Genomic DNA, 12,141 nt, shown 5'->3' on the forward strand with positions numbered 1-12,141 from the left:
CAATTATCTTCTTCCATGCCCGTGATCGCGGTCATCGTGATGGCGGCGATCATCATGTTTATCACGGTGCTTGTCATGTTTGTCATAATGTTTGTGATCCCTGTGATCATTGTAACCATATACTGGTCTTGGTTTGTATGGTCTTTGAGGCGCTCCATGATATCCTTTGTAGTATTTTACTTTATGGCGATCATAGTAAACGTAAGGGGTTCTACCATGGTAATCAGTTAAAACTACTTTATAACCTCCATACAAATCATAATTTCTATATTGTCTTGGCAAGTAAGTTGTTCTTACCCATTTTCCTCTTCCAAAATAGATGAATTGAGCTGCACGTACATCGTAGTAAGCTTGAATATCAGGAAGATAATAATACTCCATATCTGTATATCCTGCAGGTCCCCAAGCTGGAGGAGTTCCTATGTTTACGTTTATCGATACTTGGGCTTGCGTGGCGCTTGCAACCATTAGAAATAATCCGGCGATTGCTAATTTTATCGTTTTCATCTTTTTTATTTTTTTATTGTTAATCTTGTTTAAGGATATTCATATACTGTGCCAAAAAAAAGTAAAGATGTATTTTGTCGAGTAAAAAACGCATTTCGTCGAATTATTTTTAGTTTTGTTTAATGTATAAAATGTTGGTTTTTAAAGGTTTTTATTCAAAATAGAACTTTGAAAAAAAGATTAAAAAATTACCTATAATCGACAACACGTGGTTTTGCTAATTCAAAACTTTGGAGTCCATAATCCGTAGTTTCAAAAGTATTTGTTTTAAATACATTGTCTCCCTGTAATGGAATGCTTGGATAATAAGAAATAGAAAGCTGAAAGGAACTAAAAACCAAGTAATCATTACTGACCAACAAGCCTAAAGTTAGTTTAGAATAAGGTTTGCTTTTGGTCATTGCCACTTCTGGACTTCCCAAAACTGCTACAGAATAATTAAAGAACGGATTTAAACGAAATCCCCATAAAGCATGAGGGGAATAGGTTTGGGTTTGAAGCGATAATACTGCTTTACTAGTTCCGTATATTGCTGTATTAAAACCTGCTAAACCGTTTTGCTGATTAATATTAAGCTGATCGCCAATGATATCATCACGGTTTATTCCGATAACTAGTTTTGGGTTTACGAACTGTCTCAGTTTCCATTTTCCAATACTATACAATTTTGTAAAATAGTTGGATTCAAATAAAAAGGCAGTCTGATACGTTTTAGATTGATGGAAGTAAGTTCCAGCTTCAAAATTCATGCTTAGAAAACCTAAACGATAATAATTTCCAAATGAAAATTGCGCACCGACATAGGGTCTCCAAAAAGTATTTTTATATTGATACCCCAATGTTATACCATATATTCTTCCTATCGGAACGTCTTCTGTTTGTCCGTTTCGGAAAATATAACTGTCTTTGATAAATTTTCGCGTATTAAATCCAATCCCGCTGAGAATTAATTTTTCGTCCGAATAAAAATGATCAGGATCGTACACTTCAGTTGGTGTTTCACTATAATTTTTATTTAAAAATCGAGCTGTTGTAATAAGATTGGTGATTGCTTTATTATTATCTTCAAAAACTTTAAAAGCATGTCCAGCCCAAACATCCTGAGAAGTATATTTAACTGGCTGATAAGCGTATGAAAGATCTGGAGCCTGTAAAGTATCTCTTCTATAAAATTCATCTATATAAAGACCACCGGCCCATTTTGTTAGAGGGGAGTAGAAGTCACGTTCTACATCAATACTTTTAATGTAATTATTATCGATGTCCATTTTATAATGGAGAACGGTTCCAATATAAGTATTTTTAATATTTGGAACGGTGTATGTAGCCTCGTTAGCATTACGTCCATCATCAAATCGGTTAGTGTAACGATATTCTAATTGCTGTCCTGAACCAAAGAAGTCTTTTTCTTTAAAACCGATAGACATTTGGCTGCTTGAAATCGAAAATCTCGGAATGGTACTCCAGGAATCTAAAACACGTATCGTAACGTCTACAGAATCAGAAGCCTGTCCGACAGATTGATTGGAAATTCGAACGGCTGTTACATAACGCTGTGCACGAATTAAACGCTCAGTTTCTAAAACTTTATAGGTATTATACGGGGTGTTTTTCTTAAATAACAATAAGTTTTTTATAGCTATTTTTTTGGTTTTTAAATGAAGCCTGTTTCCCATTCGTTCTCCCCAATTTTTAGGCACTTGCATAGTATCAGCAACTGAATGTCCAAAAGGGTCTAAAGTGATGATATTTATATTACGAATAATTTTACCATCATAATGAGTTGAATCTATTGGTACAAGTAATTCTTCTTTTTTCTTTGGTTTTTTTGACCTGAAAAATAATTTGTGCATCGTTTGGGTAAACTTATTTTTCTTAGAATAATTGCGAATCTTGGTATAGATTTCAGTAGTATCTTTTTGGGTCTTAGGTTCTTTTTTAGTTTTATCTACCTGAGCATATCCGCTTTGTAAACAAAAGCAAAGCAAAATAAAAAACAGTATTTTTTTATTTAAAGACATTTGGTAGTTTTCTTCTAAATAGTTTTATCGTTTATGAATGTAAGGAATAAAAAGCAGGTTTTAAAAAATAACTTTTTTAGTTTTCAGCTGTAGCTTTTCTGGTTCTCCATCTAAATTTCCTAGGTACATGATTTCCCATCAGATAACCCCATGGAGCAAGAGATTCGATGCGGTCAAATATAATTTTCAGGATGGCTAAAAGAGGAATAGCCAAAAACATTCCAGCGATTCCTGCCGCCGCACCACCTACAATGATTCCGATAATAGATACAAAGGCGTTGATTTCTACTTTAGAATTGATAATCAATGGAACTAAAAGGTTATTATCTATAAATTGGACAATTATGTTTACGATAAGTATTCCTAAAATAATTGAAAACTCAGCGGAACCAGTTAATGAAGCTAAAACGGTGATAATTCCTGCTACTAAAATTCCAATATACGGTATCAGATTTAAGATTCCTGTGATTAATCCTAAAAGAATAAAGTATTTAATACCGATAATCCATAATCCTATACTAGTTAAAACCGATACAACGATCATTTCTATTATCAAACTGACGATATAATTGTTTATCGAAACTTTAATTTGAGAAAGTATATCTTTTAAAACTGTATGGTTTTCCTGGCGTATTAGTTTAGCTAAAAACAATTTGAAATGCTCTTTATAAATTAAAAAGAGAAACGTATAAATAATGATAATAGTACTATCTAAGAGAACATCACTCATCGAAATTATGAAAGAGCCTAATTTTGCCTGTCCTGTTTTTACAGAATCTTGAGTAACGGAATCTAGATATTTTTTCTGATCACCAATGCTGACTTGGAAATTCTCTCTGATAAACTTATGAATTTCAATAATAAAGGAATTGGCATTTTTCTTTATTGTTTCAAAATCATTAGCCATATAAGTAACCTGATAAGAGATGAAGACTAGAATTCCTACTATAAAAGAAAGAAAAATGATGAGACAAACTATGGCTGCTAGATGTCTTGGGAATTTTAGTCTATTGTTTAAAAAAGTGAAAATTGGAAGCAGCAAAACAGCAAAAAGAAACGCCATCAAAACTGGAGTTAGAATATCTTTTCCAGTACAGAAAATAAAAGCAAAACAGATTAAAGTGATAAGTATAAATGCAAGTTTTGCATAAAAGGGTAAAGTTACGGGCCGAGTCATTATTTTAAGAATTAAGCTAGATTTATAAAACAAATATTACACTTAATTTGTTCTTTTACGTTCTAGCTTTTTTTCTCGCCGTTATACAATTCCCATTTGTTTATTTAATCAAAGAACTCTCTTTCTTCGTATTTTGCTGGTATTATTGAAATTCCCTTTTGCAGTAATAAATTGTTTGGAAAGATGATTTTTTCTCCTTCTTTAGTTTTTAAGCTTACATGAAAGGTGTTGATGTCTTCAATTTCTGCTTCTATTGGAAAATCTTTATCATGTATTTTTATAGTATCTCCAATTCTAAATGGAAAAGAGAAAAACAAAACCATTCCCGAAGTAATATTGCTCAAGATAGACCATTGTGCAAACATAGCAACACCAATTACAGTTGCAATAGAAGAAACAGTAAGAAAAATATCTTCAGTTTGTACACCCCAAATTACAATTAAACTTGTAGTGACCAAAATATTCATCAAAATATTAATGTACTTGATAACTAAATTGGTACGATGTTCAAATAACTGACTCGAAGCAGCAAAACTTCTAACCAGTTTTGCAATTACCATTCGAAGTACAATTAATACTAGAATGAGAATTATGGTTGCTATTATTTCGCGGCTGTACTCTTTAAAGGAAAACATAAATAAAATTTTTACACTAATGTAATCAAAAATTCGTAGACTTTTGCTGTCGGAAGTCCCATAACATTGGTATATGATCCTTCAACTTTTGCAACTGCCATAAAACCAAACCATTCCTGAATTCCATAAGCACCCGCTTTATCATAAGGTTTGTAGTTTTCTATATAATATAAAATAGCTTCGTCAGACAAGTCATTAAATGTTACTTTGGTAATATCATGCAATAGAGTGGAAGAGTGGTTCGTTTTAAAACAAACCGAAGTTATCACTTCATGAGTTGCATTAGACATCGATTTAATCATCTCAAAAGCTTCTTCAGCGTTTTTTGGTTTTCCTAAAGCTTTATTCTGGTGCCATACAATGGTATCGCTGGTCACTAAAATTTCATTTTCTTTTAATTCGCCTTCAAAAGCTCTAGCTTTTAGTTCCGCAAGATAATCGGTAATTTCAGCTGCTTTTAATTGAGGTGGAAAAATCTCTTCAACATCTTTTAAGCGAATCTCAAAATCAAGATCTAAATCTTTAAAAAACTGCTGTCTTCTTGGTGATCCCGAAGCTAGAATGATTTTATATTTCTTTAATTTTTCTTTAAGCATTGTATTTGATGTTTAAGGCAATAACCAAAATTGATAGAATTCCGAAGAATAAAATTAGTTTTAAAATAGTACTCAGATGATGAAAATCTTTTTGAGATTTGGCATCAAATATTTTTACTATAAAGTATAATAAAGGCGCGAGAACTGTAGCAAAAGCATAAAAAACAGCTATATAAAGCTTATTTTCCATGAAATAAGTATTCACATAAAGAGCAGATAGAATAAACGGAATTATGGCAAAGCCTAAAGCGATTTTTGCTGCTCTTCCAACACCTATAGCAATCGGTAAAGTATTCATTCCTTGGTTGTAATCTCCATTTACATCTTCAATATCTTTAACTATTTCACGGATAAAATTAATCATAAAAGCAAACAAAGCATAATCAATTAAAATTGAAAAAAGACTAGCCATCTGCGCTTGATTTTCGGCAGTTGTTGCAGGAAAAATATCGAAAACACCAATAATTAATACACTTACAGCAAGAAGTAACGCTACCACAAAGTTTCCTAAAATCATGATTTGTTTTAGGGTTGTAGCATAAAAATACAATAGAGTAGCAATTAAGATAAAAAGTGATGCAAAAGTTGGTCTTAGAATAATATTAGACAAAATAAAACCAATCGCAACTCCCGAAATATTTAAGCCTATATAAATGTTATAAGCAGTGGTTTCAGTTATTCCTTTTCCAACTACAACATCATTTGGTTTATTGATGCTGTCTGTTGCGACATCGTAAATATTATTAATAACATAACCTGCAGCGGCCAATAAAACTGTACTTAAAACTAATAACCCGTACTGCCAATCTGATAAAGCAAGCGGAATATTTTGCTGTTTTAGAAAAGCATAACGAAAAAGAAGCTGCATAAAAGCCAGCATTAATAAATTTTTATAGCGAATAAGTTTTAGGAATTTCATTCTTTTTAAGTTGCAAAGGTTCAGAGGAACAAAGGTTCAAAGGTTTTAATTGACTTTCAAGCTTTGTCAAAGTTTTAAACTTTGACAAAGCAAATTGCTTGTAAATAATCAGGAATCTAAAATATAAAATCAACAATCCAAAATAATTTAGTCATGTTTTCCATTAAAATATTCCATCCATTTTCCTTGTACTTTCATCACTTGTTCGATAACGTCTCTTGCTGCGCCACGTCCGCCTTTTACATGAGAAATGTAACGGCAGATATTTTTAATTTCAGGGGTAGAATCCTGAGGACAAGTTGGAAGACCTACTAATTTCATAACGTGAAAATCAGGAATATCGTCTCCCATATATAATACATTTTCGTGCTTTATATTATTGATTTCGGTGTAATCTTTAAATGTTTTTACTTTGTCAGGCGTTCCTAAATGAATGTCTTTAACACCCAAATTTTGAAGACGAATACGAACACCTTCATTGCTTCCGCCAGAAATAATGCATACGTTATAACCACTTTCGATTGCCGCCTTTAAAGCGAAGCCATCGCGAATATTCATTGTTCGCAACATTTCTCCTTGGTTGGTTACAAAAACAGAACTGTCTGTTAGTACTCCGTCTACATCAAAAACAAAAGTTGTGATGTCATTCATTATTTCTTTATAACTTTTTGCCATTATGCTGTATAGATTGTGTTAGGATTTTATAGATATTTTTTTTGTTTTCGTTTTGTAAAAAAGCCATATGAGCTTCTGTAGTATTTGAGTCGTGTCTTATAGCCGGACCAGTTTGCGCATCAATTGGATTTAGTGTATTGATCTTGTCCGCAGTTTCTTGAATGAGAGGTCTTAAAATTGCAAACGGCAGCTGATTTTCTTCACAAACTTCTTGTCCCAAAGAATATAAATGATTTGTAAAATTACTGACAAAAACAGCCGCTACATGAAGCGCTTTACGTTGCTCGGAACTTACAGAATGTACTGCTGTAGAAATACTTTTAGCAATGGATTCTAATAACTTAAAATCGGCTGTATTTTCGGCTTCCAAACAAAATGGAATAATCGAATAATCAATAGCTTTATTCTTTGAAAATGTTTGAAGCGGGTAAAAAACACCGCGACGATTTTTAGGATTTAAAAGTTCCATTGAAGAAGTGCCAGATGTATGAACCACGAACTGATTGTTAAAAGGAAGTTGTTCCGAAACCTCGGCAATTGCATTGTCTGAAACAGCAATTATATGTAAGTCCGCAGGCTGGATTTCGTTGTAATCTGTAGCAATTTTTTCATAGTCAACCAAATGCAGCAACGTTTCTTTCTTTCGTGAAAAAACCTGTTTTATTTCTACAGTTTTACTTCCCTCAAAAGCTTTTATTAAATGCTGTGCAACATTGCCGGAACCGATTATATTTATCTGAATCATGAAAACAAAATTAGTATTATTTTTTATAAAGATAATTTGTAACGAAAAGTTTTGATTCAGATTGTAGAGATTGTAACTTTTTTGCTTCTTAAATATTTTTTGTAATTATCAAAACGAAAGCTGACTAGCATATTTATTTTGTTTTGAATGTAATGAGAGAAAAGAATAGTTTTAATTTCTCTAGATATGTTTTTGTAAAAATAAGTGTACATTTCTGAGAATTTGATTAAATTCACTGCCATATATTTGGTTTTTATTAACAAATATCACATGCCTCAAATAAACATTTTTAAGTACTTTTGTGCCACTTTATATACAATGTAATTCCTTAAAAATGGATAAAAAAATATTCTCTTTTTTGTTTTCTACACGTTTAATGGCCGTTCTTTTTATAGCATTTGCAGCAGCAATGGGTATTGGAACTTTTATCGAAAGTAAATACAATACAGATACGGCAAGAATTTTAATTTACAATACTTGGTGGTTTGAAGCCATAATGGTAGTTTTCGTTATTAACTTCTTCGGAAACATCAAACGTTATCAATTACTTAAAAAAGAAAAATGGGCAACTTTATTACTGCACTTAGCCTTTATTTTTATCATTATAGGAGCTTTTATAACAAGATATATTAGTTATGAAGGAATGATGCCGATTCGTGAAGGTGCGGCAGAAAACCAAGTATATTCAGATAAGACTTTTTTAACCGTTTTTGTTGATGGTGAATATAAAGGAGAAATGAAACGAAGAGTTTTTGAAAAAAGTCTTTTATTATCTCCAGCAACCACTAATGATTTTTCTATTTCTGGCAAATTTGATGAAACTCCTTTTGAAGTTTCTTATGCTAATTATATCATGGGAGCGAAGGAAGTGGTTAAAGAAGATCCAAACGGAACTTTGTACCTTAAATTAGTTGAGGCTGGTGCCGGCGGACGTGAAGAACATTACTTAAAAGAAGGCGAAGTTAAGAACATTCATAATGTTTTGTTTGCTTTAAATAAACAAACAGACGGAGCCATTAATATTAATACTAAAGGTGATAAATATACTATTCAAACACCTTTTGAAGGAGAATTTATGAGAATGGCGGATCAGCTTAAAGGTAAAGTTACTAAAGATGATGTACAGCCTTTAATGATGCGTTCTTTATACAGTATTGGAGATATTAGAATTGTATTTCCAGATCCTGCAATGAAAGGAAAAGTAGAATATGAATCTAATAATGATTATAAAGCTAAAACGCATTCAGATGCTTTAGTTGTTAAAGTAAAAGCCGAAGGACAGGAAAAAGAAGTAATGCTTTTTGGTTCTAAAGGACAGGTTGGAGAACCTAAAACAGTAAAAATTGGCAACATTGAATACTCTTTATTTTATGGAAGTAAAGCGTATGTTTTACCTTTCAAAGTGAGACTAAATGACTTTATTGCTGATAAATATCCTGGAACTGAAAAAAGTTATTCTGCGTTCAAAAGTAAAGTAACCGTTCAGGATTCTACAGAAACTTTTGATGCTGATATTTTTATGAATCATGTTTTGGATTATAAAGGATATCGTTTCTTCCAATCTTCATTTGATCCAGATGAGAAAGGAACCGTTTTATCTGTGAACCATGATTTCTGGGGAACTAACATTACTTATTTTGGATACTTTATGCTTTACATAGGTTTAATGGCAATTATGTTTACAAAACATTCTCGTTTTGGCGATTTAAAACGTAAGCTGGAAGCTGTTAAAAAGAAAAAAGAAAAACTAATTACGATTTTAGTTTTAATGTTAAGTTTAAGTGGTTTTGCACAACAGACACCACATGTTCACTCGCACGACCACGATCATGATCATACACATTCAACAGATCCAAACGATCACGCCAATCATGTAACTGCACCGCCAAGTAAAAAGCAGTTAGATTCTTTATTGAATATCTATAAAGCGCCAGAAGCGCATGCTGCTAAATTTGGCCGTTTGATTATTCAGGATGCTGGAGGAAGAATGAAACCGATTAATACTTTTTCATCTGAATTGCTTCGTAAAGTAAGTCACAGTGATAAATATAACGAAATGAATTCGGATCAGGTATTTTTATCGATGACGCAGTACGCTCAGGTTTGGATTCAGGTTCCTATTATTTATATCAATACAAAGAATGATAGTATCCGTAAAATCATTGGTATCGATTCAAAAGATAAGTACGCTCCATTTGTAAAATTCTTTGATGAGCAGGGAAATTATAAATTATCGCCTTATTTAGATGCAGCCTATAAAGCGGCAAATCCAAATAGTTTTGAGAAAGATTTCATTGAAACTGATAAAAAAGTTAACTTAATGGAGTCTGCTTTAAGCGGTAGCATTTTAAAGATATTCCCAGTTCCAAATGATCCAAATCATAAATGGGTTTCGTATTTAGAACGTGAAGGAGCTGGATTTAAAGGAATGGATTCTACTTACGTAAAACAGATTCTGCCTTTATACTTCAGTGCTTTGAATAATGGTTCTATCGCGAAAAACTTTGATACAGCTGATAACTTAGTAGAAAGTATTCATGGTTTTCAAAAGAAATTTGGAGCCAAAGTAATGCCTAGTGAACAAAAAATAGATGCAGAGATTATCTATAACAAATATGACGTTTTTCAAAAATTATCGTATTGGTATATTACAGCGGCAAGTTTTATGTTCATTCTTATTATTGTCAATATTTTCTTTGAGAAAAAATGGCTGCGTATGACAATAAACGGATTCCATATTATAATTGGATTGTTATTTGTGCTTCATACATTAGGATTAATAGCGCGCTGGTATATTTCTGGGCATGCACCTTGGAGTAATGCTTATGAATCTATTGTATATGTGTCTTGGTCAACCATGTTCTTCGGATTGGCTTTTGACAGAAAATCAAAATTAACAGTGGCTTCATCTGCATTCGTTACTGCTATGATTTTAATGGCAGCATACTTGAACTGGATTGATCCGGAAATCGCAAACTTACAGCCAGTTCTTAATTCTTATTGGTTAATGATTCACGTTGCAGTTATTGTAGGTAGTTATGGCCCAACTGCATTAGGAATGATTTTAGGTTTTGTGTCATTATTATTGATTTTCTTTACAACAGAGAAAAACAAAGCTAAAATGGAGCTTAACATTAAAGAGATTACTCATATCAACGAAATGTCTTTAACTATTGGTTTGATTATGCTTACTATTGGAAACTTCCTTGGTGGACAATGGGCAAACGAAAGCTGGGGACGTTACTGGGGTTGGGATCCAAAAGAAACTTGGGCTTTAATTTCGATTATGATTTATGCTTTTGTAATTCACGCTCGTTTTGTTCCTGCTTTAAGAGGCAAATGGTTCTTCAATTTAATGAGTATGTATGCTTTTGTATCTATTTTGTTCACTTATTATGGAGTAAATTTCCACTTGGTTGGTTTACACTCTTATGCTAGTGGAGAAGCACATTCTTTAAGCTGGATTTATTATTGTTTGATAACAATTTCTTTAATAGGAGCGATTACTTATCCAAAATATAGAAAATACTATAAGACTAAAAAAGTAAAAAAATAGATTATCCAATTAATTATTGATTCGCATAAAAAAAGCTCAGTTTTGCACTGAGCTTTTTTTATGTCTTGTGTCTCGTCCTGAAATAAGTTGACATAAAATTGACTTATTTATGAATAATCCAGAATTTTAAAAAGAGCGACGTAGTCAGCGAGATTACAACTTAGGCTTTAAATTAGCCGTTATTTCGCAGGTAGAAAAAGGCGAACTTACTTACAAGCAGGCGCAGAAAAAAATACGGAATACAGGGAAGAAGCACTGTTTTGGTTTGGTTACGAAAATTTGGTAACTTAGACTGGAGCAAACCTAATCTTCTTTTTATGTCAAAATCAAAAGAAACTCCGGCACAGATTATCAAAAGATTAGAAAAAGAACTGGCAGATGAAAAACTGAAAAACATGGTTCTTAATACTATGATTGATATTTCTGACAGTCAATATGGAACTCAAATCAGAAAAAAGTTTTCTCCCAAACCATCAGAAGCATCCGGCAGGAAAAAGGAATAAGTATGTCCTATGCCTGTAGATTATTTGGGATAAGCCGACAATCGATTTATCAGCATGAATCACGTTTACTAATACGCGAAGAACAATTGCTCAAAGTTAGGGAACTGGTTGAAAAACAAAGAAGAATAATGCCTAGATTAGGCACAAGAAAACTTTATTTTTTATTGGAGCATTGTTTTGCTGAAAATGGAATTAAAATCGGTAGAGATGCATTTTTCAAGTATTTAAAAAGAGAGCAGCTGCTTATAAAGCCTGCAAAGAGTTATATTAAAACAACTTTTTCTAAACACTGGCTTCATAAATATCCTAATCTTCTAAAAGATATTAATGTGCATAGGCCCGAACAGGTCTTTGTAAGTGATATAACTTATGTAAAATCATATGAAAGAACCCATTATCTCTCATTAGTTACAGACGTTTTCAGCAGGAAAATTGTCGGCTATCATTTAAGTGACGATATGAGTGCAGAGAATGTTGTTAAAGCCCTGAAAATGGCAGTTAAAAATAGAAAAAACAAACTTGCACTTATACATCATTCAGACAGAGGGCTTCAGTATTGTTCCCAGATTTATCAGAATGAATTAAGAAAGAACAATATTGAACCATCAATGACCGATGGATATGATTGCTATCAGAATGCTTTAGCAGAAAGAATCAATGGGATTTTAAAGCATGAATTTTTAATCTATAAATGTAAATCAGCAGTAGAATTAAATAAATTAATTAAAGAATCTATAGAATGCTATAATCAAAAAAGGCCGCATTTAAGCTTGAAAATGAAAACACCTAATTTTGTATATCAAAAAA

At 32.3% G+C, this 12,141-nt stretch carries 9 protein-coding genes and 1 pseudogene; 2 read left to right on the forward strand and 8 right to left on the reverse strand.

The window, feature by feature from the left end:
* Nucleotides 1-3: 3 nt before the first annotated feature.
* The 8 genes from GSY47_RS10040 to GSY47_RS10075 all read right to left on the reverse strand — a co-directional run bounded on the left by GSY47_RS10040 (nt 4) and on the right by GSY47_RS10075 (nt 7,275).
* A complete protein-coding gene (locus tag GSY47_RS10040; protein WP_179001968.1) occupies nt 4-507 on the reverse strand; it encodes a hypothetical protein in 504 nt (167 codons plus the stop codon).
* 188 nt (nt 508-695) lie between these two features.
* The gene (locus GSY47_RS10045) at nt 696-2,528 is read right to left on the reverse strand and encodes a hypothetical protein (RefSeq protein ID WP_179001966.1); all 1,833 of its coding nucleotides are present in this window, start codon (nt 2,526-2,528) and stop codon (nt 696-698) included.
* A 76-nt stretch (nt 2,529-2,604) separates the two neighbouring features.
* Nucleotides 2,605-3,705 (reverse strand): AI-2E family transporter, encoded by a 1,101-nt coding sequence (locus GSY47_RS10050; RefSeq protein WP_179001964.1) that lies wholly within the window; start codon nt 3,703-3,705, stop codon nt 2,605-2,607.
* Nucleotides 3,706-3,809: 104 nt separating this feature from the next.
* Entirely contained in the window at nt 3,810-4,340 is a 531-nt protein-coding gene (locus GSY47_RS10055; protein ID WP_109193503.1) for a mechanosensitive ion channel domain-containing protein, read from the reverse strand.
* 11 nt (nt 4,341-4,351) lie between these two features.
* Nucleotides 4,352-4,936, reverse strand: coding sequence for a Maf-like protein (locus tag GSY47_RS10060; RefSeq protein WP_179001962.1), 585 nt, complete (start codon nt 4,934-4,936; stop codon nt 4,352-4,354).
* Nucleotides 4,929-5,855 carry a geranylgeranylglycerol-phosphate geranylgeranyltransferase gene (locus GSY47_RS10065; protein WP_179001960.1) on the reverse strand — a complete coding sequence of 309 codons (927 nt, stop codon included), beginning with the start codon at nt 5,853-5,855 and terminating at the stop codon, nt 4,929-4,931. The genes GSY47_RS10060 and GSY47_RS10065 overlap by 8 nt, the downstream gene beginning before the upstream one ends.
* Before the next feature lie 147 nt (nt 5,856-6,002).
* Nucleotides 6,003-6,530: a KdsC family phosphatase gene (locus tag GSY47_RS10070; protein WP_179001958.1), complete on the reverse strand. Its 528-nt coding sequence runs from the start codon at nt 6,528-6,530 to the stop codon at nt 6,003-6,005.
* A complete protein-coding gene (locus tag GSY47_RS10075; RefSeq protein WP_179001956.1) occupies nt 6,514-7,275 on the reverse strand; it encodes a Rossmann-like and DUF2520 domain-containing protein in 762 nt (253 codons plus the stop codon). The genes GSY47_RS10070 and GSY47_RS10075 overlap by 17 nt, the downstream gene beginning before the upstream one ends.
* A 334-nt stretch (nt 7,276-7,609) precedes the next feature.
* Here GSY47_RS10075 and ccsA point away from each other — a divergent pair, with 334 nt between their 5' ends.
* Together ccsA and GSY47_RS10085 are read left to right on the forward strand one after the other, a co-directional pair.
* Nucleotides 7,610-10,831, forward strand: a complete 3,222-nt coding sequence (gene ccsA / locus GSY47_RS10080; RefSeq protein WP_179001954.1) for a cytochrome c biogenesis protein — start codon at nt 7,610-7,612, stop codon at nt 10,829-10,831.
* A 136-nt stretch (nt 10,832-10,967) separates the two neighbouring features.
* Nucleotides 10,968-12,141 (forward strand): annotated as a pseudogene (locus GSY47_RS10085) (IS3 family transposase); the annotation flags it as partial.

Origin of the sequence: Flavobacterium quisquiliarum (assembly GCF_019308285.1) — a bacterium.
GTDB classification, from domain to species: Bacteria; Bacteroidota; Bacteroidia; order Flavobacteriales; family Flavobacteriaceae; genus Flavobacterium; species Flavobacterium quisquiliarum.

What these genes read in the sequence shown, in the direction of transcription:
- GSY47_RS10040 (WP_179001968.1), bottom strand. Translation starts at nt 507, where the DNA reads ATGAAAACGATAAAATTAGCAATCGCCGGATTATTTCTAATGGTTGCA.
- GSY47_RS10045 (WP_179001966.1), bottom strand. Translation starts at nt 2,528, where the DNA reads ATGTCTTTAAATAAAAAAATACTGTTTTTTATTTTGCTTTGCTTTTGT.
- GSY47_RS10050 (WP_179001964.1), bottom strand. Translation starts at nt 3,705, where the DNA reads ATGACTCGGCCCGTAACTTTACCCTTTTATGCAAAACTTGCATTTATA.
- GSY47_RS10055 (WP_109193503.1), bottom strand. Translation starts at nt 4,340, where the DNA reads ATGTTTTCCTTTAAAGAGTACAGCCGCGAAATAATAGCAACCATAATT.
- GSY47_RS10060 (WP_179001962.1), bottom strand. Translation starts at nt 4,936, where the DNA reads ATGCTTAAAGAAAAATTAAAGAAATATAAAATCATTCTAGCTTCGGGA.
- GSY47_RS10065 (WP_179001960.1), bottom strand. Translation starts at nt 5,855, where the DNA reads ATGAAATTCCTAAAACTTATTCGCTATAAAAATTTATTAATGCTGGCT.
- GSY47_RS10070 (WP_179001958.1), bottom strand. Translation starts at nt 6,530, where the DNA reads ATGGCAAAAAGTTATAAAGAAATAATGAATGACATCACAACTTTTGTT.
- GSY47_RS10075 (WP_179001956.1), bottom strand. Translation starts at nt 7,275, where the DNA reads ATGATTCAGATAAATATAATCGGTTCCGGCAATGTTGCACAGCATTTA.
- ccsA (WP_179001954.1), top strand. Translation starts at nt 7,610, where the DNA reads ATGGATAAAAAAATATTCTCTTTTTTGTTTTCTACACGTTTAATGGCC.